The sequence below is a fragment of the Thioalkalivibrio sp. ALE20 genome, from assembly GCF_000381405.1.
In the GTDB taxonomy this organism is placed as follows: Bacteria; Pseudomonadota; Gammaproteobacteria; order Ectothiorhodospirales; family Ectothiorhodospiraceae; genus Thioalkalivibrio.
In genome coordinates this window covers 286,150-304,421 of sequence record NZ_KB906471.1, presented here as the reverse complement: position 1 = coordinate 304,421, position 18,272 = coordinate 286,150, and the positions used below count along the sequence as shown (strand labels likewise).

The following is an 18,272-nucleotide window of genomic DNA, read 5'->3' as shown; positions in this document are numbered from 1 at the left end:
CGGGCCCTGATCCCGGGCCCTGAACCCGGGGGGCTCAGTAGAGCTCGCTGAACGGCAGTACCTCCACCCACTCCCCGGCGCGTGCGCCGTCCGCCTCCCGCGGCAGTACCACGAAGGCATTCGCCCGGCTCATCGCGCTCAGCTGATGCGATCCCTGTCCCCCGGCGCTGCGCACCACGTCCAGGCCGTCCTCGGTCTCCACGATCGCCCGCTGATAATCCGTGCGCCCCGGCCGCTTGCGCAGATCCTCGCACAGCCGTGCGCGCAGGGTGCGCGGTTCGCCCACCGGCAGGCCAGCCAGACTGCGCAGCGCCGGGCCGACGAACAGGCCGAACGTCGCCATCGCCGAGACCGGGTTGCCCGGCAGCCCGATGAACCGCGCCTGGCCGAAGCGGCCGAAGGCCAGCGGACGCCCGGGCTTCATCGCGATCTTCCAGAAGCCGACCTCGCCGCGCTCCTGCAGGATGCGGGTGATGTAGTCGGCATCACCCACCGAGACCCCGCCCGTGGTCAGGATCAGATCGGCCTCGCGGCCCGCGGATTCCAGGGCCTCGCGCACGGCGTCCTCGTCGTCGGGAATGACGCCGTAGTCGCGGGCCTTGACCGCGTAGCGCGACAGCAGGGAACGCAGCATGTGACGGTTGCTGTCGTGGATCTGGCCGGGCTCCAGGGGTTCGTCCACCGGGACCAGTTCGTCGCCCGTGGAGAAGAACACCACGCGCGGCTTGCGCAGGACCTCGACCTCACTGATGCCCTGGCTGGCGAGCACCCCGATCTCGGCCGGACCGAGCACCTGCCCGGCGCCATAAAGCCGTTCGCCGCTGCGGGTATCCTCGCCGGGGCCGCGGATGTTCGCGTTGTCCGCGGCCGGGCGGTCGCAGCGTATGTGGTCACCTTCCACCGTCACGTGCTCCTGCATGACCACGGTATCCGCGTCGTCCGGGACCACCGCGCCGGTGAGGATCCGCACGCAGGAGCCCGGCGGCAGCGCGCCGTCCCACGGGTGCCCGGCGGCCGAATGGCCGGCCAGATGCAGCCGGGCGCCGGCTTCGCGGGCATCGGCGGCGCGCAGGGCGTAGCCGTCCATCGCCGAAACCCGGGCCGGAGGGACGTCCAGCCGTGCATGCACGTCCGCGGCAAGAACCCGTCCGGTGGCCGTCTCCAGACTGCGCGTGCGCGTCCCGGCGACCGCCTGGCAGGCCTCCAGGACGGCGGCGCGCGCCTGTTCCACGGTGAGGGCGGTGGGGTCGAATTCGTCACAGGCGGCCGCGTTCATCCGGTTCCTCCGTTGTCATCTGTCAGCCGTTCAATAACGGGTAAAGGGAAAGGTGTTCGATGATGAAGTCCGCCACCGGCGAGGGGTCGTCCAGCGGCAGCACCGGGCCATGGAAGGGCAGCCCGCCGGCGTCGGTGGCCACTGCGACCACCCCCGGTGTGTCGGGGTACAGCGGTGGCTTGTCGTTGGCCTTGCGGTAGACCTCGATGCGCGGCAGGTCGGCGTTCTTGAAGCCCTCCACCAGGATCAGGTCCGAGCGCGCCGGATCCAGTTTCGCGCACAGGGCGTCGAGGTCGGGGGTCGCCCCTTCCTCGATCTCGGGCGTCTCCACCATCAGGGCGAAGCGCCGGGACGAGGCCACCAGTGTCTGGTCGGCCCCCGAGTGACGCAGCTCGTAGCTGTCCTTGCCCGGTTTGTCCACGTCGAACTCGTGGTGGGCATGCTTGATCACGGCGGGGCGCAGGCCGCGATTGCGCAGCTCCGGAATCAGCTGCTTCAGCAGTGTGGTCTTGCCCGAGCCGCTCCAGGCGGCAAAGCCGATGCGCGGCAGCGTGTTGTCCGGGTGGCTCATGACGGTTCCTCTCCCTGGTGGCGACGGCCCGGTGCGGTACCGGTCGTCGGGGAGTGTAAGGAATCGGCCGCCAATCTACACGCCGGTTGCGGGGCGCAGTAAGTTCCCGGGGTCACCGCGGGGCGAGATCTTCGGGGGTGTTGAGGTTGGCGAAGGCCTCGGGGCAATCGGAGAAGTCGGCGGTCACGGCGCCGTGTTCGCGCAGCCAGGCGCCGGCGGGCAGGGGGCCCGCCGCGATCGCGGCGCGCAGGGCGGGCACCAGTCCGGCACCCAGCAGCAGGAACAGCGGCTGCAGGCGCCGGCCGTCGTGGGCCATCGCCGCGGGGGCGGCGTGTTCGGCCCGCGCCGCCTGCAGGCGGGGGCCGAGGTCGTGCGGGGCGCTCGGGGCATCCACGGGGACGCACAGCAGGTCGCGGCCGGGTCGGGCGGCACCGGCCGCGGCAATGCCGGCCAGCGGGCCGCGGTAATCGGGATGTTCGTCGGCGACACAGGGAAACCCCAGCCGCGCGCAACGGTCCATTTCGGTATTAGTGCTGACGACGATGCCATCGACCTGTCCCTGCAGACGCTCGACGGCATGTTCGATCAGCGGCCGGCCCCGGTATTCGAGCCACGCCTTGTTGCAGCCGCCCATGCGCCGGCCCTGACCGCCGGCGAGGATGACCCCCAGCGGCGGGCGCTCCGGGGCGGCGGGTGGAGTCTGGCGGGAGTCCTGCGGCATGGGCGTTCGTTTGTGCAATGGCCTATGTTGTAGGGTGCGGCATGCGTGGCGGACACGATACGAGGACGACAGCGATCCATGATCCGATTCCGTAACCAACGCGGGGCCATGGCCCGCTGGCTGCTGTGGCTGACACTGCTGGTGGTCGGCACGGCCGGCGCGCTGCTGGCCAGCGCCGATAACGGTGGCGACCGCGAAGCCGTGCTCCTGACCGTGGACGGGGCCATCGGTCCGGCGACCGTAGATTACATCACGCGCGGGATCGATGCCGCGGAGGAGCGCGGTGCCGAGATGGTCGTGCTGCAGCTGGACACGCCCGGTGGCCTCGATTCCAGCATGCGCAGCATCATCAAGCACATGCTGCAGTCCGAAGTGCCGGTGGTGACCTACGTGCACCCCGCCGGCGCGCGGGCCGCCAGTGCCGGGACTTACATGCTCTACGGCTCGCATGTCGCGGCGATGACGCCGGCGACCAATCTGGGCTCGGCGACCCCCGTGCAGATGGGCGGGGGCGGCCTGCCCGGCATGGACGAGGAAGACCTGGACGAGCTGCGCGAGGAAGCGGAAGACGAGGCCGAGAACGGGAACGGGAACGGGAACGGCGACGAGGAGCGGGACAACGGCGAGGACGCCGTCGAGCCGGCCACCGAGGAAGAGCTGCTGGAGGACGACCCCGAGCCCCGGCGCGGCGACGATGCGATGGAGCGCAAGGTGCTGGAGGACGCGGTTTCCTACATCCGCGGCCTGGCCGAGCGCTACGACCGCAATGCCGACTGGGCCGAGGAGACGGTACGCGAGGGCTCCAACCTGACCGCCACCGCGGCGCTGGAAAAGAACGTCATCGATTTCGTCGCCGACAACCTGGACGATCTGCTGGCGCAGCTCGACGGGCATACCGTGAAGCTGATGTCGGGTGAACGCGAACTGGTGACCGAGGGCATCGAGATCGTGCGCATGGATCCCGACTGGCGCACCGAGCTGCTGTCGCTGATCACCAACCCCAACATCGCCTACATCCTGATGCTGATCGGGATCTACGGCATCATCTTCGAACTGGCGAATCCGGGCGCGGTCTACCCCGGTGTGATCGGCTCCATCGCGCTGATCCTGGCGTTCTTCGCCCTGCAGGTGATGCCGATCAACTACGCCGGACTGGCGCTGATGCTGCTGGGGATGATCTTCATGATCGCCGAGGCCTTCGTGCCCAGCTTCGGCGCGCTGGGCATAGGAGGGCTCGTGGCGTTCATTACCGGTTCCGTGATCCTGTGGGACGACCCCAATCTGAACGTGGCCCTGCCGCTGGTGGTCGGCACGGCCATTGCCATCGGGCTGGTGTCGGTCTGGGTGCTGGGGCGGCTGTTCAAGCTGCGCGGCAAGAAGCCAGCCACCGGTCATGAAGAAATGATCGGCATGCTTGGCCACGCCCGCGAAGATTTCGAGGTGCGCGGGCCGGTGTGGGTGCACAGCGAGTTGTGGACCGCCGAGACCACCGCGCCGGTACGCGAGGGACAGGCCGTGCGGGTGACCGCGATCGACGGCCTGCGCCTGACCGTGGAGCCGGTGGAACAGGACGAGCGGGCCGCGGGCAGCGGCCCAGCGTAGCGCGGGCCGCCCCCGCGCGGCCGGCACATGAAGCAAGCCGCCGATTCGGCGGGAAGGAGCGCAACATGCTGAACGATTTCGGTTTTATCGTCGTACCGCTGGTGATCATCATCGCCCTGATCGCGATGTCGATCCGTGTCCTGCGCGAGTACGAACGTGGCGTCGTGTTCTTTCTCGGGCGCTTCCAGTCGGTCAAGGGGCCGGGCCTGATCATCGTGATCCCCGGGATCCAGCAGATGGTGCGCATCGACCTGCGCGTGATCACGCTGGACGTCCCGAGCCAGGACGTGATCTCGCAGGACAACGTGACCGTGCGGGTCAATGCGGTGCTGTATTTCCGCGTGGTGGATTCGGCCAAGTCGGTGATTCAGGTCGAGGACTACTACGCCGCTACCAGCCAGCTGGCCCAGACCACTCTGCGTTCGGTGCTCGGCAAGCACGAGCTGGACGAGATGCTGTCCGAGCGCGACAAGCTGAATTCCGATATCCAGTCGATCCTCGACGCGCAGACCGACGCCTGGGGCATCAAGGTCACCAACGTCGAGATCAAGCATGTGGATCTGGATGACTCGATGATCCGCGCGATCGCCCGCCAGGCCGAGGCCGAGCGCGAACGCCGCGCCAAGGTGATCCACGCCGAGGGCGAGCTGCAGGCGGCCGAGAAGCTGGTGCAGGCCTCGCAGATCATGGAGGCCAGCCCGGCTGCGCTGCAGCTGCGCTACATGCAGACCATGTCGGACATGTCCACCAACGGGCATGCGAACACCATCTTCTTCCCGCTGCCGCTGGAGCTGACCAAGGTGTTCGAGAACCTGGCGGGCAAGTTCCGCGCGGAGAATCCCGAGAACCCGCTGAGCGCCGCCGCGGCTGCAGCGGGGATGGGGACGAAGGATTCCTCCTCCGGTTCCGGCGTGACCGGCGACACCTCCGGCGCGGAGGAGGATGCGGGCGGGGCATCCGATACCGGCCGCGGTCCGACGTCCGGGGGGCCGGCCAGCTCCTGATCGGTCCGCGGGCGTTCGTCCGGCATGGCGACGGAGACGCCGGAGACGGCCGCGGAGCTCCCCGCGGTCCTCGACCGGTTCCTGGACGAGCTGTGGGCGGTGGAAGGCCTGGCCGACCGCACCCTGGCGGCCTACCGGCGCGATCTGAGCGCGCTGGCGGGTTTCCTGGCGGCGCGGGACGGGGCACTGGAGGCCGCGACCCATGCCGACCTGCTGGCCTTTGTCGCCGCCCGCATGCAGGGCGGGGCGCGGCCGCGCTCGGTGGCCCGGGCGCTGTCCTCGATCCGCCGCTTCTATCGTTTTCTGGTACAGGCGGGCGAGCGCGAGGACGACCCCTCGGCCGGCATCGATCCACCGTGGCCCGGACGGCCCCTGCCGGCCGGGCTGTCGGAGGCGCAGGTGGAGGCGCTGCTGGCGGCGCCGGACACCTCGACGGCCGTGGGACTGCGTGACCGGGCGATGCTGGAGATGATGTACGCGGCCGGTTTGCGGGTCTCCGAACTCGTCGGGCTGGAAGGCACGGCGGTGAATACCCGGCAGGGCGTGGTGCGCATCACCGGCAAGGGCGGGCGCGAGCGCCTGGTGCCGCTGGGCGAGGTGGCGACCGACTGGCTGGCGGCGTATCTCGACCGCGCGCGCCCCGAGCTGATGGCGGGGCACCCGCCGGTGGAGGCGCTGTTCGTGACCCGGCGCGGCCGCGGGCTCACGCGCCAGGCCTTCTGGTACCGCATCAAGGCGCATGCGGCGCAGGCCGGTATCGACACGGCGCTGTCGCCGCACACCCTGCGGCATGCGTTCGCCACCCACCTGCTGGACCACGGGGCCGACCTGCGGGTGGTGCAGATGCTGCTGGGCCACAGCAGCCTGTCCACGACCCAGATCTATACCCATGTGGCGCGCGCGCGGCTGCAGGCGCTGCATGCGGAACATCATCCCCGGGGATAGCCGTCTGTCCCCCGGAAGGCAACCGGCCTACAATCCACGTTTTGATTCATCAGCGAGACACCCATGTTCCTCAAGCGCGTTCTTCCCTTCGCGGTCGCCCTGGCGGCCGTCGGTACCACGGCCCAGGCCAGCGAGGCGATCGAGCAGGCCATGTCGCAGGCCATCCCCGATGCCGAGATCGACTCCATTCATTCCACCCCGCTCGACGGGATCAAGGAGGTCCGCTACGGCACCGAGATCTTCTACGTCAGCGAGGATGGCCGTTACGTGATGCAGGGCAGCCTGATCGACCTGCAGACCCGCGAGAATCTGACGGAGCAGGCGAAGGGCGGTGCGCGTGCCGAGCTGTTCGAGGCCATCGACGACAGCGAACTGGTGGTTTATGAACCGAACGGCGAGACCCGCGCCGTGCTGAACATCTTCACCGATCCCAACTGCCCGTACTGCCGCGACATCCACGCCGATCTGCCGGAATACCTGGAAGCCGGCGTCAAGGTGCGCTACCTGATGTTCCCGGTGCTTGGTCGGGATTCGCCGGAGATCATGAACCGCACCTGGTGTGCCGATGATCGCCAGGCGGCCATGGATCGTTCCAAGGAGGGTGACAAGCTGACGGATCTGGACGGAAACTGCGCCACCCCACAGGACGAGCACATGCAGCTGGGGCAGAGTCTGGGCGTGCGCGGCACGCCGGCCCTGTTCACCGAAAACGGCGAGATGCTCGCCGGCTACGTCGAGCCGGAAGAGGTGCTGTCCCGCGTGCTGGGCGACTGATCCCATGAGCGTGGCCGCCGACGACGCCTTCTTCCTGCGCGAGGCCATCCGCCTGGCGCGGGAGTCCGTGGATGTCGGCGGCGGACCGTTCGGCGCCCTGGTGGTGCGCGACGGGGAGATCGTCGGCCGCGGGGCGAACCGCGTGATCCCGTGGCAGGATCCCACCGCGCATGCCGAAGTGGCGGCGATCCGTGATGCCTGCCGTCATCTCGGGGATCACCGTCTCTACGGGGCGACCCTGTACGTGTCCTGCGAACCCTGTCCGATGTGTCGTGCGGCGGCCTGCTGGGCGCGGCTGGACCGGGTGGTGCATGCCGCCTCGGCCGCGGATGCCGCCGCGGCCGGGTTTGACGACGAGCGGATCCGCGACGAACTGGTGGCGGCCCCCGAGGCGCGCCGTCTGCCGTTGATCCGCACCCTGGCCGAGGAGGGGCGGGCGGTCTTCGACTACTGGGAACGCCACGCCAACCGCCGCTTGTACTGAATGTGCGGCGGGGTCCGGCCGGGCCCGGCCGTCGGAGCATGACGCGGCGCCCGGACTGGGGCACAATCCGGGCACGGAACAGGGAGTGAGTCGGCATGGAGAAGCGTCTGCTGGAGCTGTCGGTTTGTGTGGAGCCCGATCGGCGCCGGCTTGCGCGTTTCGCCCTGGACGCCGTGGTGGCCCTGGGCGGCAGCCCGTTTCGCGCCACCGCCCGTCTCGATGTCCTTCTGCACGCGCTGCGCGAGGCCGCCGCCCATGTACAGGGAGGGCTGCAGGTGGCGCTGGTGGCCCACGGACGCGAACTCGCCCTGTATTGGGAAGAGGCTGGGGGGCATGCGTGCCGCGAACGCCTCGATCTTGTCCCTGAAGAACCCTCCGAAGCCTCACTCGAGGCCCTGTCACAGCGCCTGCGCCGGGGTTCCGAATCCACCGATCCCGAGCTCCTGCGCCGACGCAATGCCCGCTTCGCCGCCGAACTGGAACGCGCCCGCGAGCGGGCGGCGGCCGAGATGGCCGAACTCGAGGCCGATCTGGAACGCAAGAAGGCCGAGCTCCAGCGCTCGATCCGCGAAGCCGAGACGGACAGCCTGACCGGGCTGTTCAACCGTGGCGCCTTCGATGCCCGTCTGGAAGAGTCCCTGCTGCACTGCGCCCGCCAGGATGAACCGCTGAGCCTGGTGCTGCTTGATCTCGACTTCTTCAAGCAGATGAACGATACCCACGGCCATCAGTTCGGGGATGATTACCTGCGTGGCATGGCCGATGCCATGCGTGCGGCCATTCGCGAACACGTGGACCTCCCCTGCCGCACCGGGGGCGACGAGTTCGCCATTATCGTATTCGGTGACCTCGACGCGGCAGCCGGCGTGGCGCAGCGCGTGCTCGCGGCGATGGAGGGCCGGGTCAGCATCGGCGTGGGGCAGCGGGCGGACGGTGACGCGCCGGAGGATCTGGTGGCGCGCACCGATGCGGCACTGTATCTGGCCAAGCATCGGGGGCGCGGGCAGGTCGCGACCGAACTCGAGCTCGAGGCCCCCGACGCACCGGCGGCCGCGGGCCTCGGAGCCCGCGCGTGAGCGCCGCACCGCCCGCGCGTCAGCCGTATGCCCTGCTCAGCGAGCAGGCGGCGGCGCGCGCCGGCGGGCAGGTCCTGCTGCAGTCGCGGCTGAAGACCGTGGCGCGGCGCCTGGGCTTCGGCGAGATCAAGCGCGAGCGCATGCTGCTGGTCTGCCAGGAGCTCGTGACCAACCAGGTGAAATACGCGCGCGGGACCGGACTGGTGCAGATCTGGGAGCAGCGCTCGCCGGAACCCGCGCTCGACCTGTTCGCGATGGATTTCGGTCCGGGGATCGCGGACCTGAACCAGGCCCTCGCCGACGGCCACACCACCTCGGGGACCCTGGGCAAGGGCCTGGGCACCGTGCGGCGTCTGGCCGACGCGTCCGATTTCTACAGCATCCCTGCCGCGCAGGCCGCCGGCACTCCGTGGCAGGGGACCGCCGCATGGGCGCGTTTCCGTCCCGGAGAAACCGGCGAGGACGAGGCCGGACCGAGTTTCGGGCGCTATCTGCGCGCGTTGCACGATGCCCCGCACAACGGGGATTGTGCCGGGCTGGATGTCGATCGGAGCGGGCTGCGCTGGGTCCACATGGACGGCCTGGGACACGGGATCGAGGCCGAAACCGCGGTGGCCGGACGTTGCCGGCCCGGCGCCGCGGGGGAATCGCCCGCCGACGTGCTGCGCGAGCTGAGCCGCAACCTGCGCGGCTCGCGCGGGGCGGTGGGGGTTGTCGGCGAGGTCGCGGCCGCACAGCGCAGCGTTCGGGTGTGCGGCGTGGGCGACATGAACGCGTGGGTCGTGAGCGAAGGCGAGCGGCGCGGCCTGGAGATGGCGCCGGGCATTCTCGGCCATGATCATCGCAGCTGCGAGGAGCTCCGGCTGGACCTCCCCTTGCATGCGCTGGTGATCACGGCCTCGGACGGTATCCGGCGCAACTGGAGCCTGGCCAGCTTTCCCGGTCTGTGGCGCCGGCATCCGCAGCTGCTGGCGCTGGTGCTGGGTCAGGTGCTGGGGCGCAGCAACGATGACAAGTCGCTGCTGGTCATCCGCCTTTGACGGCAGGCCGGGGAAACACAAAAAAGAGGAGGAGTCATGACGGGGGACAACATGAATCGGGAGGACGGCGAGACTCGCAGTGCCAACGAGATCCTGGTCGAGCAGCTGATGGTCAACGTCGGCCGGATTTCCGGGGTGATCGAGGAGCGTGGTCATAACATCTTCGTGCAGGGGAACATCCTGTCGCGCGAGGAGATCAGCGACTACTCGGTGGAGTTCATGGAGCTGTTCGTGATGCTGCTGCAGCACGAGGGGCGGCCGGACCGCTCCAGCGAGGAGTTCCGTGCCCTGCAGCAGTTCTTCACCACCATGTCGCAGCAGATCCTGATGCGGGGCGGCGACATGGAGGAGTTCGTGCGTTATCTGCAGTTCATGCAGAACGTGATGATCGAGGATCTGGGGCGCGACGCGGAGATCACGCCCGAACAGACCCGCGAGACCCTGCTCCTGCTGGCCGGGGTGTTCAACGACATCATCCTGGACGTCTATCGGGTGTATCTGGAGCAGAAGGAAAGCACGATCGAGGCGCAGCAGGCCGAACTGCGCGAGATCTCCACGCCCATCACCGAGATCTGGGACGGCGTCCTGACGCTGCCGATCATCGGGACCCTGGATTCGTCGCGCACCATGGTGGTGATGGAAAAGCTGCTCGGGCGCATCGAGCAGGACCGGGCCCGCGTGGTGCTGATGGATGTCACCGGGGTCATGGCGATCGACTCCCAGGTATCGCACCACCTGGTGCAGATGATCCGTGCGATCGGCCTGATGGGCGCGCGTCCGGTGCTGACCGGCATCCGGCCGGAGATTGCCCGGGCGCTCACCAGTCTCAACATCGATCTGGGCGACGTGACGACCCGCGCGACCCTGGCCGAAGGCCTGAAGGAGGCCTTCCACTGGCTGGGCGTGCGGATGGCCGACGCCCGGACCCCGGCCTGACGGGCGCGCCGATGGTCCAGGGCATGCATCTCACCCGGATCGGTGCGGACGCGGTGCTGCTGGAGCCGGGTGAGGGCCTGGATCCCGGCGAGCCGGACCGCTATCTGGTCGCGCTGGGGGATTACCTTCAGGCGGCGCGGGCTCGACGACTGATCTACGACCTCGACAGCGTGCCGGTGGTCGATGCCCTCTACTACGACTGGCTGAAGGCGGTGCACGGGCTTTGCCGGGTCATCGGGGTGGAGATGGTGGTCGCGAACATGGCACCTTCGGTGGCTTATGCGCTGGCGGCGCGCCTGGATGAGGTGCCGCCCTTTGCCTGTGCGCGCGACGTGGAGCGCGCGCGCTGACGTCCACCACCCCCGCGACCGGGAGAACGCCGCATGCTGGAACTGGGCATTGTTGCCCTGACCACCTTCTTCGTGACCGTCGGCCCGGTGGACGTGGCGGTGGTGTTCGCGGTCCTGACCCGTGGCATGGACCCGGCCCAGCGCCGCGCGATGGCGTGGCGCGGCGCGTTGCTGGCGACCACCATCCTGCTGCCGTTCGCGCTGTTCGGCGAGGCCGCGCTGGGGGTGCTGGGGATCTCGCTGCCGGCGCTGTACACCGCCGGTGGTATCCTCCTGCTGCTGATCGGCATCGACATGGTGTTCGCGCGCAGCTCCGGCGGGGTCTCGGCCACCCCGGACGAGACCCGCGAGGCCCGCTCGCGCACCGATCTCTCGGTGTTCCCGCTGGCCACGCCGTTGCTGGCCGGGCCCGGGGCGATGGGCGCGGCCATCCTGATGATGAGCCGGGCCAGCGGCGATCTGGCCGCGCAGGCGGTGGTGATCGCCGCGCTGATCGCGATCATGGTCCTGGCGCTGGTCTGCCTGCTGATCGCGGTGCGTATCCAGCACTGGCTGGGCGTCACCGGTGCGCACGTGCTCACGCGCATCATGGGGGTGCTGTTGTCCGCGCTGGCGGTCCAGTTCATCTTTGACGGACTGGCCGACAGCGGCATTCTGACCTGACATCGAAGGAGCGATGCATGACCCGGATCTGTCCGCACTGCGAAACCGAGAACCCCGACGACGCGGCCTTCTGCAAGGCCTGTGGCCGTTCGCTGGACTTCGGCGCCCGCCCCTCGGAAGGCCCCTCGGAGGGCGCGGGGCCCGGCGCCGGCGGCCCCGCCGCGCAACCCGGCCCCGGGCCGGACTCCGGGCGAGACGGGGATCCGCCCGGGTCCCGTCAGGATGCCCCGGACGATGCCGCTCCGCCGGGGATGAGCAGCGGGGGTGCGGATCCTGTCCATGCCCATGCCGAGGGGCCGCCGCAGGACCGCGCAGCCTTCGGCGGCTTCTGGCGGCGCGTGCTGGCGGTGCTGATCGACGGGGTGATCCTGGGCATCCCGCTGACCGTGGTGCAGGCGATGATCAGCCCGGAAACCATGCACACCGAGGAATGGACCGATGCGGACACCGCCTGGACCTTCGTGAACATCCTGGTCGGCTGGTTCTATTTCGCCGGCATGCACAGCTCGCAGTACCGCGCGACCATCGGGAAGATGGCGGTAGGCCTGCGGGTGGTCGACTGGCATGGCGAGCGCATCAGCTTCGCCCGCGCGACCGGGCGCCATTTCGCCGAATTCCTGTCCGGTCTGCTGTTCATGATCGGCTACCTGATGGTGGCCTTCACCCGGCAGCGTCGCGCCCTGCACGACTTCATCGCCGAGACATGGGTGGTGCGCCGCGAGTGGCTGGATGAATAGTCCGTTCAGCCGGGCGTTCGGCGGGCGGCCCTGAAAATCCCGGCCGAATCCAGTATGGTATTGGACCTTTCCGGCGCCGTACCCCGCCCGGTCCCGACCTTCCGGCCGCCGTCCGCGGCCGGTCGAGTGCCTCTGGCGGGCCGCTGCGCGCCCGAATTGCCTAGAACCCAACGGGAGTCACCGAATGTTTTCGATCGACATGAGCATCAACGGCTACGATGACGAACTCTGGAGCGCGATCCGCAAGGAGGCGCAGCGCCAGGAAGAGCACATCGAGCTGATCGCCTCGGAGAACTACACCAGCCCGCGCGTGATGGAAGCGCAGGGCTCGGTGCTGACCAACAAGTACGCCGAGGGCTATCCGGGCAAGCGCTACTATGGCGGCTGCGAGCACGTCGATGTGGTCGAGCAGCTGGCCATCGACCGCCTCAAGGAGCTCTACGGCGCCGATTACGCCAACGTGCAGCCGCATTCCGGCTCGCAGGCCAACGCCGCGGTGTACATGGCCCTGCTGCAGCCGCATGACACCGTGCTGGGCATGAGCCTGGACGCCGGCGGCCACCTGACCCACGGCGCCAAGCCGAACTTCTCCGGCAAGATCTACAACGCGGTGCAGTACGGCATCACCGACGAGGGCCTGATCGACTACGACGAGGTCCAGCGTCTGGCTACCGAGCACCAGCCGAAGATGATCGTCGCCGGCTTCTCCGCCTACTCGCGTGTGGTCGACTGGAAGCGCTTCCGCGAGATCGCCGATTCCGTGGGTGCGTACCTGATGGTGGACATGGCCCACGTCTCCGGCCTGATCGCCGCCGGCGAATACCCGAACCCGATCGACCACGCCCACGTGGTCACCTCCACCACGCACAAGTCCCTGCGCGGGCCGCGTGGCGGCTTCATCATCTCCAAGGGGCAGCCGGAACTGAACAAGAAGTTCCAGTCGCTGATCTTCCCCGGCACCCAGGGCGGCCCGCTGATGCACGTGATCGCCGGCAAGGCGGTGGCGTTCAAGGAGGCCCTGGAGCCGGACTTCAAGACCTACCAGAAGCAGGTGATCGCCAACGCCCGTGCGATGGCCGAGGTCCTGGTCGAGCGCGGTTTCGACATCGTCTCCGGCGGCACGGACAACCACCTGTTCCTGCTGAGCCTGGTGTCCAGGGGCATGACCGGCAAGGATGCGGACGCCGCCCTGGGCCGCGCCAACATCACGGTCAACAAGAACGCGGTGCCGAACGACCCGCAGTCGCCGTTCGTGACTTCCGGCATCCGCATCGGCACCGCCGCCCTGACCACCCGCGGCTTCACCGAGTCCGAATCCCGCGAGCTGGCCGGCTGGATCGCCGACGTGCTGGAGAACATGGACAACGAGCAGGTGATCGACGACGTCCGCGGCAAGGTCCTGGACATCTGCCGCCGGTTCCCGGTTTACGGCGCCGGCGAATAAACCGGGGCGATGCGCTGTCCGGCCTGCGGTGCCAGTGACACCCGCGTGGTCGACTCCCGGGTCGCCGGACCCGAGCAGGAACAGATCCGGCGACGGCGGGAGTGCCGCGTGTGTCACGAGCGTTTCACCACCTTCGAGCGGGCGGAGTTCAGCCTGCCGCGGGTGGTCAAGCGCAGCGGCGAGCGGGTGGCCTTCGATGACGAGAAGCTGCGCAGCGGTCTGCGCCGGGCGCTGCACAAGCGCCCGGTGCGCACCGAGGACGTGGAGAACGTCATCGACGACATCAAGCGCCGTCTGGCCGGTACCAGTGCCCCCGAAATCAAGTCCGACCGTATAGGCGAGATGGTCCTGGAAGCCCTGCACGGGCTGGACCATGTCGCCTATATCCGGTTTGCCTCCATCTATCTCAGCTTTGCCAGCGTGCAGTCCTTCCGCGAGGCCATCGAGCGCCTGGAAGACGACCTGAGCCCCGAGATGCGGCGTCACCAGCTGCGTCTGATCGACGAGGAGGCCGCGCGCGCCGCGGCTGACGAGATCGCGGAAGAATCCCCTCCCGACGACCCCGACCCCGCCGGCGAATCGCGATGAACGCAGCCGACCGTGAATGGATGCACCGCGCGCTGATGCTGGCGGACTGCGGCCGTTTCACCGCCGATCCCAACCCGCGCGTGGGCTGCGTGATCGTGCGTGACGGTCGCGAAGTGGGCGCCGGCGTGCACTGGCGGGCCGGCGAGGCGCATGCCGAGGTCAACGCCCTGCAGACGGCCGGGGAGGCCGCGCGCGGGGCGACGGTGTACGTGAGCCTGGAGCCGTGCAACCACCACGGGCGCACGCCGCCCTGCACCGAGGCGCTGATCGCCGCCGGGGTGGGGCGCGTGGTCATCGCCATGGAGGATCCCGATCCACGCGTGTGCGGGGGCGGGGCGCAGCGCCTGCGCGCGGCCGGCATTGCGGTGGAGACCGGGCTGCTGGAGGCCGAGGCGCGGGCGCTCAATCCCGGATTCGTGCAGCGCATGGAACGCGGGCGGCCGTGGGTGCGCATCAAGTCCGCGATCTCGCTGGACGGGCGTACGGCGATGGCCTCGGGCGAGTCGCAGTGGATCACCGGCGAGGCCGCACGCAACGACGTGCAGCTGTGGCGCGCGCGGGCCGGGGCCATCCTCACCGGCAGCGGCACCGTGCTGGCCGATGACCCGCAGCTCAACGTGCGCCGCAGCCCGGCGGAGCTGGCCGCCGCGGCCGGGTTGCCGATGTCGGGCCGTGTGGCCGATCTGCCGGTGCGCCAGCCATTGCGGCTGATCCTGGATTCGGGTCTGCGCACACCGCCCACCGCGCGCATCCTGCAGGGTTCACCCACCTGGGTCCTCACTACCGTGTCCGCGGCGGCCGGCCCGGCGGCGGATGCCCTGCGCGGACGCGGCGCCGACCTGATCGCCCTGCCGGGGGCGGCGGAGGACGCCGCCGGGCATCTGGACCTGCATGCCCTGCTGGCGGAGCTGCACACCCGCGAGATCAACGAGCTGCACGTGGAGGCCGGCCCCGGGCTGGCCGGTGCGCTGGCCCGTGCCGGTCTGGTGGACGAGTGGCTGGTGTACCAGGCGCCGCTGCTGCTGGGTTCCGGCGGCCGGCCGATGGTGGACTGGGACATCGGACGCATGGCCGAACGCGCGGAGCTGGAGGTCGTCGAGTCCCGCTGGCTGGGCGAGACCCTGCGGTTGCGGGCTCTCCCCCGCGGGGTCCCGAATTCGCTATGATCGCTGCATTTCCACACGGACAGGCCGCGCCATGTTCACCGGCATCATCGAAAGTCTCGGTACCCTCGACACCCTGACGCCCAGCGGTGGCGACCGCCGGCTGCATGTCAGTGCGCCGGGGCTGGACTTCTCCGGCACCCACCTCGGGGACTCGATCGCGGTCAACGGCGTCTGCCTGACGGTGACCGATCTCTCCGTGGACGGCTTCACCGCCGATGTCAGCCGCGAAACCCTGGAGGTGACCACGCTGGGCGATCTCGGCCGCGGCGACCGGGTCAACCTGGAGCGTGCGCTGGCACTGGGCGACCGGCTCGGCGGTCATCTGGTCTCCGGTCACGTGGACGGCGTGGGCGAGCTGGTCTCGATGGAGCCGGATGCCCGCTCCACGCGGGTACGGTTCCGCGCACCGGCGGCACTGGCGCGCTACATCGCGGCCAAGGGGTCGATCACCATCGACGGCACCAGCCTCACGGTGAACCGCGTCGAGGGGGCCGAGTTCGAGGTCAACATCATCCCGCACACCCGGGACCTGACGCGCTTCTCGGTCTACGCCCCGGGGACGCGCGTGAACCTGGAGGTCGACCTGATCGCCCGTTATCTGGAGCGCCTGATGCTGGGCGATCGCGCGGCGGATCCGGGCGCCGGAGCCGGGGACGGCGGTGGCACGCTGTCCGAGGACTGGCTGGCCGAGCAGGGCTTTCCCAATCATTCCGGCCCGCGCGACTGAGCGCGGGCCCCGACGGCAGGTGTTCATGGAATTTTCCGATACCGAAACCATCCTCGCGGAACTCGAGGCCGGGCGCATGGTGGTCATCGTCGACGACGAGGACCGCGAGAACGAGGGCGACATCCTGATGCTCGCCTCGCACGTGCGCCCCGAGGACATCAACTTCATGGCCAAGTACGGCCGCGGGCTGATCTGCCTGACGCTTACCCGCGAGCGCTGCCGGCAGCTGGCCCTGCCGCTGATGGTGACCGACACCAACGACGTGCACGGCACCAACTTCACGCTGTCGATCGAGGCCGCCGAGGGCGTGACCACCGGGATCTCGGCGTATGATCGGGCGCACACCATCCGCACCGCGGTGGCGCCCAACGCCCAGCCGGAGGACATCGTTCAGCCGGGGCACGTGTTCCCGTTGATGGCGCAGCCGGGCGGGGTGGTGGTGCGCGCGGGCCACACCGAGGCGGGTTGCGATCTGGCGCGCCTGGCCGGGGCGGAGCCGGCCGCGGTGATCGTGGAGATCCTCAACGAGGACGGGACCATGGCGCGGCGGCCGGACCTCGAGCGCTTCTGCGCCGAGCACGGCCTGAAGATGGGCACCATCGAGGATCTGATCCGCTACCGCATCGAGAACGAGAAGACCGTGCGCCGGGTCTCGGAGCGCGAGTTCCCCACCGAGCACGGGACGTTCCGCCTGCTGGCGTTTCAGGACGAGGTGGATCACGAGATGCACTTCGCGCTGGTGCGCGGCGAACCGCGGCCGGACCGCGACACCCTGGTGCGCGTGCATCTGGAGAACACCCTGCACGACACCCTCGGTTACGCCGGCCCGGATCGCGGCTGGCCGCTGGACGACGCGCTGCGGCGCATCGACGAGGCGGGCGAGGGCGTGGTGGTGATCCTGCGCAAGCACGAGGGCCCCGAGGCGCTGACCCAGCGGCTGGAGCAGCTGGGTCAGCCGGCGCCCGAGGAGCGCGGCGGCGGTCGCGAAAACTCCGCCGAGTGGCGCATGTACGGCATCGGCGCACAGATCCTCGCCGACTGTGGCGTGGGACGGATGCGCCTGATGTCGGCGCCCAAGCGCTTCCATGGGCTGGGCGGCTTCGGCCTCGAAGTCGTGGACTATGTCCACAACGAGGCCTGACCCGCGTCACCAGCGCGCGCGGTCCCACATCTCCGGGTTGGCCCAGAAGCGGGCGTTCAGCCAGTCGGGCGTGAGCTTGTAGTCGTACAGGCTGGTGCGGTAGACCGCGTGGTCCGGCGTGGCCGCCTCCGCCGCCGGCTCGCGGCGGAACCCCAGGGCGAGGAAGGCGTTCAGGTCCCAGCGGTCGTCGCGGTGGCGGTGCAGGATCAGGGTCTCCTCCGCCCAGCGGTCGCGCAGCCCGCCCAGCAGCTGCTGTCCCGCCGCAAGCTCCATTTCCGCGAGCACGTCCAGCACCAGCACCAGTGATTCGCGCCCGGCGGGCGGCTCGGCCATCAGGGCCTGCGGGGTGGTCACGCGCCGTTCCCCGTCCGTCTCGGGAACGGCGTCCGGGTCGCAGGTCAGGATCAGCGGGGTGTCGCGGCCCAGGCGTGCGGGGAGCTGACGGCGCAGGCTGTCGATGTCGATCATGCGGGCTCTCGCAGAAGAGACGTTCGTTATACTCTACGTATCCAATCCAGAGAAAGCCGTAAAGGAAGCCGTGCCATGACCCGGGATCTGCTGACCGAGTTTCTGTCCCAGCATCCGATGTCCGCCTCCCTGACTCCCGCGGAGGTCGACACCCTGATGCAGTATCTGGAGGTTGTCGAGACCCATCACAAGGAGATCATCGCCGATATCGGCGAGGTGGGCGAGGCGCTGTTCTTCGTGGTCAGCGGCACCGCCGCGCTGTACGACGACGACGGCAGCCAGGAGATCGAGGTCGGGCGCATGGAGACCGGCGAACTGGCCGGCGAGATGTCGTTCTTCGACCGCGTGCCGCGCGGGGTGCGCATGCGCGCGCTGACCGACAACACCCGCCTGCTGCGCCTGACGCGCTCGAAGTACGACCGCCTGCGGGTGGAACACCCGTACATCGCGGTGAACGTGCTGGAGTTCGCCATCATCAGTCTCGATCACCTCATCCGCCGGGTGTCGGAGGACGTGGCGACCTACGCCCGCTACCTCTACGCCCCGGGCAAGAAATAAC

Annotated in this window: 21 protein-coding genes and 1 pseudogene; 18 read left to right on the top strand and 4 right to left on the bottom strand. The window is 69.3% G+C overall.

The window, feature by feature from the left end:
* Positions 1-34: 34 nt before the first annotated feature.
* The 3 genes from glp to mobA form a co-directional block, all read right to left on the bottom strand.
* Positions 35-1,276, bottom strand: a complete 1,242-nt coding sequence (gene glp, locus F790_RS0101515) for a gephyrin-like molybdotransferase Glp (protein WP_019590668.1) — start codon at positions 1,274-1,276, stop codon at positions 35-37.
* A gap of 22 nt (positions 1,277-1,298) precedes the next feature.
* A complete protein-coding gene (mobB, locus tag F790_RS0101510) occupies positions 1,299-1,847 on the bottom strand; it encodes a molybdopterin-guanine dinucleotide biosynthesis protein B (RefSeq protein WP_018869919.1) in 549 nt (182 codons plus the stop codon).
* Positions 1,848-1,959: 112 nt separating this feature from the next.
* Positions 1,960-2,568, bottom strand: coding sequence for a molybdenum cofactor guanylyltransferase MobA (gene mobA, locus F790_RS0101505; RefSeq protein WP_018869918.1), 609 nt, complete (start codon positions 2,566-2,568; stop codon positions 1,960-1,962).
* A gap of 78 nt (positions 2,569-2,646) precedes the next feature.
* Between mobA and F790_RS0101500 the strand changes: the two genes are divergently transcribed.
* From F790_RS0101500 to ribBA, 17 genes and pseudogenes are all read left to right on the top strand, one after another.
* Complete coding sequence (locus F790_RS0101500) at positions 2,647-4,170, top strand: nodulation protein NfeD (protein WP_026332818.1); 1,524 nt, start codon at positions 2,647-2,649, stop codon at positions 4,168-4,170.
* A gap of 68 nt (positions 4,171-4,238) precedes the next feature.
* The gene (locus F790_RS0101495; RefSeq protein ID WP_231364966.1) at positions 4,239-5,174 is read left to right on the top strand and encodes a slipin family protein; all 936 of its coding nucleotides are present in this window, start codon (positions 4,239-4,241) and stop codon (positions 5,172-5,174) included.
* A gap of 24 nt (positions 5,175-5,198) precedes the next feature.
* Entirely contained in the window at positions 5,199-6,119 is a 921-nt protein-coding gene (gene xerD, locus F790_RS0101490) for a site-specific tyrosine recombinase XerD (RefSeq protein WP_019590666.1), read from the top strand.
* Between the two features lie 63 nt (positions 6,120-6,182).
* Positions 6,183-6,893 carry a DsbC family protein gene (locus tag F790_RS0101485; protein ID WP_019590665.1) on the top strand — a complete coding sequence of 237 codons (711 nt, stop codon included), beginning with the start codon at positions 6,183-6,185 and terminating at the stop codon, positions 6,891-6,893.
* A 4-nt stretch (positions 6,894-6,897) separates the two neighbouring features.
* Positions 6,898-7,377 (top strand): nucleoside deaminase, encoded by a 480-nt coding sequence (locus tag F790_RS0101480; protein ID WP_019590664.1) that lies wholly within the window; start codon positions 6,898-6,900, stop codon positions 7,375-7,377.
* A 95-nt stretch (positions 7,378-7,472) separates the two neighbouring features.
* Positions 7,473-8,453 (top strand): diguanylate cyclase, encoded by a 981-nt coding sequence (locus F790_RS0101475; RefSeq protein ID WP_019590663.1) that lies wholly within the window; start codon positions 7,473-7,475, stop codon positions 8,451-8,453.
* Entirely contained in the window at positions 8,450-9,493 is a 1,044-nt protein-coding gene (locus tag F790_RS0101470; protein ID WP_019590662.1) for a hypothetical protein, read from the top strand. The genes F790_RS0101475 and F790_RS0101470 overlap by 4 nt, the downstream gene beginning before the upstream one ends.
* Positions 9,494-9,529: 36 nt before the next feature.
* On the top strand, positions 9,530-10,429 hold the full coding sequence (locus F790_RS0101465; RefSeq protein WP_018869910.1) for an STAS domain-containing protein: 900 nt from the start codon (positions 9,530-9,532) through the stop codon (positions 10,427-10,429).
* A gap of 11 nt (positions 10,430-10,440) precedes the next feature.
* Complete coding sequence (locus F790_RS0101460) at positions 10,441-10,779, top strand: hypothetical protein (protein ID WP_019589355.1); 339 nt, start codon at positions 10,441-10,443, stop codon at positions 10,777-10,779.
* 33 nt (positions 10,780-10,812) lie between these two features.
* Positions 10,813-11,442 (top strand): MarC family protein, encoded by a 630-nt coding sequence (locus F790_RS0101455; protein ID WP_018869908.1) that lies wholly within the window; start codon positions 10,813-10,815, stop codon positions 11,440-11,442.
* A gap of 17 nt (positions 11,443-11,459) precedes the next feature.
* Positions 11,460-11,534, top strand: a pseudogene (locus F790_RS14765) (zinc-ribbon domain-containing protein); the annotation flags it as partial.
* 159 nt (positions 11,535-11,693) lie between these two features.
* The gene (locus F790_RS0101450; protein ID WP_231373429.1) at positions 11,694-12,179 is read left to right on the top strand and encodes an RDD family protein; all 486 of its coding nucleotides are present in this window, start codon (positions 11,694-11,696) and stop codon (positions 12,177-12,179) included.
* A 184-nt stretch (positions 12,180-12,363) separates the two neighbouring features.
* Positions 12,364-13,623 carry a serine hydroxymethyltransferase gene (glyA, locus tag F790_RS0101445; RefSeq protein ID WP_018869906.1) on the top strand — a complete coding sequence of 420 codons (1,260 nt, stop codon included), beginning with the start codon at positions 12,364-12,366 and terminating at the stop codon, positions 13,621-13,623.
* A gap of 9 nt (positions 13,624-13,632) precedes the next feature.
* Entirely contained in the window at positions 13,633-14,211 is a 579-nt protein-coding gene (gene nrdR, locus F790_RS0101440) for a transcriptional regulator NrdR (protein WP_019590660.1), read from the top strand.
* Positions 14,208-15,377: a bifunctional diaminohydroxyphosphoribosylaminopyrimidine deaminase/5-amino-6-(5-phosphoribosylamino)uracil reductase RibD gene (gene ribD / locus F790_RS0101435; protein ID WP_019590659.1), complete on the top strand. Its 1,170-nt coding sequence runs from the start codon at positions 14,208-14,210 to the stop codon at positions 15,375-15,377. Before nrdR ends, ribD begins: the two co-directional genes overlap by 4 nt.
* Positions 15,378-15,408: 31 nt before the next feature.
* Entirely contained in the window at positions 15,409-16,104 is a 696-nt protein-coding gene (locus tag F790_RS0101430) for a riboflavin synthase (protein WP_019589360.1), read from the top strand.
* 25 nt (positions 16,105-16,129) lie between these two features.
* On the top strand, positions 16,130-17,245 hold the full coding sequence (gene ribBA, locus F790_RS0101425; protein WP_019590658.1) for a bifunctional 3,4-dihydroxy-2-butanone-4-phosphate synthase/GTP cyclohydrolase II: 1,116 nt from the start codon (positions 16,130-16,132) through the stop codon (positions 17,243-17,245).
* A 6-nt stretch (positions 17,246-17,251) separates the two neighbouring features.
* Here the strand turns inward: ribBA and F790_RS0101420 are convergent, their stop codons facing one another.
* Positions 17,252-17,713: a DUF6231 family protein gene (locus F790_RS0101420; protein WP_019590657.1), complete on the bottom strand. Its 462-nt coding sequence runs from the start codon at positions 17,711-17,713 to the stop codon at positions 17,252-17,254.
* A gap of 75 nt (positions 17,714-17,788) precedes the next feature.
* On the opposite strand from F790_RS0101420, the gene F790_RS0101415 reads away from it, so the two are divergent.
* Positions 17,789-18,271 (top strand): Crp/Fnr family transcriptional regulator, encoded by a 483-nt coding sequence (locus tag F790_RS0101415; RefSeq protein WP_019021151.1) that lies wholly within the window; start codon positions 17,789-17,791, stop codon positions 18,269-18,271.
* Position 18,272 lies beyond the last annotated feature (1 nt).

Coding starts and splice junctions, on each gene's coding strand:
- glp (WP_019590668.1), bottom strand. CDS start 1,276: ATGAACGCGGCCGCCTGTGACGAATTCGACCCCACCGCCCTCACCGTG.
- mobB (WP_018869919.1), bottom strand. CDS start 1,847: ATGAGCCACCCGGACAACACGCTGCCGCGCATCGGCTTTGCCGCCTGG.
- mobA (WP_018869918.1), bottom strand. CDS start 2,568: ATGCCGCAGGACTCCCGCCAGACTCCACCCGCCGCCCCGGAGCGCCCG.
- F790_RS0101500 (WP_026332818.1), top strand. CDS start 2,647: ATGATCCGATTCCGTAACCAACGCGGGGCCATGGCCCGCTGGCTGCTG.
- xerD (WP_019590666.1), top strand. CDS start 5,199: ATGGCGACGGAGACGCCGGAGACGGCCGCGGAGCTCCCCGCGGTCCTC.
- F790_RS0101485 (WP_019590665.1), top strand. CDS start 6,183: ATGTTCCTCAAGCGCGTTCTTCCCTTCGCGGTCGCCCTGGCGGCCGTC.
- F790_RS0101480 (WP_019590664.1), top strand. CDS start 6,898: ATGAGCGTGGCCGCCGACGACGCCTTCTTCCTGCGCGAGGCCATCCGC.
- F790_RS0101475 (WP_019590663.1), top strand. CDS start 7,473: ATGGAGAAGCGTCTGCTGGAGCTGTCGGTTTGTGTGGAGCCCGATCGG.
- F790_RS0101465 (WP_018869910.1), top strand. CDS start 9,530: ATGACGGGGGACAACATGAATCGGGAGGACGGCGAGACTCGCAGTGCC.
- F790_RS0101460 (WP_019589355.1), top strand. CDS start 10,441: ATGGTCCAGGGCATGCATCTCACCCGGATCGGTGCGGACGCGGTGCTG.
- F790_RS0101455 (WP_018869908.1), top strand. CDS start 10,813: ATGCTGGAACTGGGCATTGTTGCCCTGACCACCTTCTTCGTGACCGTC.
- F790_RS0101450 (WP_231373429.1), top strand. CDS start 11,694: ATGAGCAGCGGGGGTGCGGATCCTGTCCATGCCCATGCCGAGGGGCCG.
- glyA (WP_018869906.1), top strand. CDS start 12,364: ATGTTTTCGATCGACATGAGCATCAACGGCTACGATGACGAACTCTGG.
- nrdR (WP_019590660.1), top strand. CDS start 13,633: ATGCGCTGTCCGGCCTGCGGTGCCAGTGACACCCGCGTGGTCGACTCC.
- ribD (WP_019590659.1), top strand. CDS start 14,208: ATGAACGCAGCCGACCGTGAATGGATGCACCGCGCGCTGATGCTGGCG.
- F790_RS0101430 (WP_019589360.1), top strand. CDS start 15,409: ATGTTCACCGGCATCATCGAAAGTCTCGGTACCCTCGACACCCTGACG.
- ribBA (WP_019590658.1), top strand. CDS start 16,130: ATGGAATTTTCCGATACCGAAACCATCCTCGCGGAACTCGAGGCCGGG.
- F790_RS0101420 (WP_019590657.1), bottom strand. CDS start 17,713: ATGATCGACATCGACAGCCTGCGCCGTCAGCTCCCCGCACGCCTGGGC.
- F790_RS0101415 (WP_019021151.1), top strand. CDS start 17,789: ATGACCCGGGATCTGCTGACCGAGTTTCTGTCCCAGCATCCGATGTCC.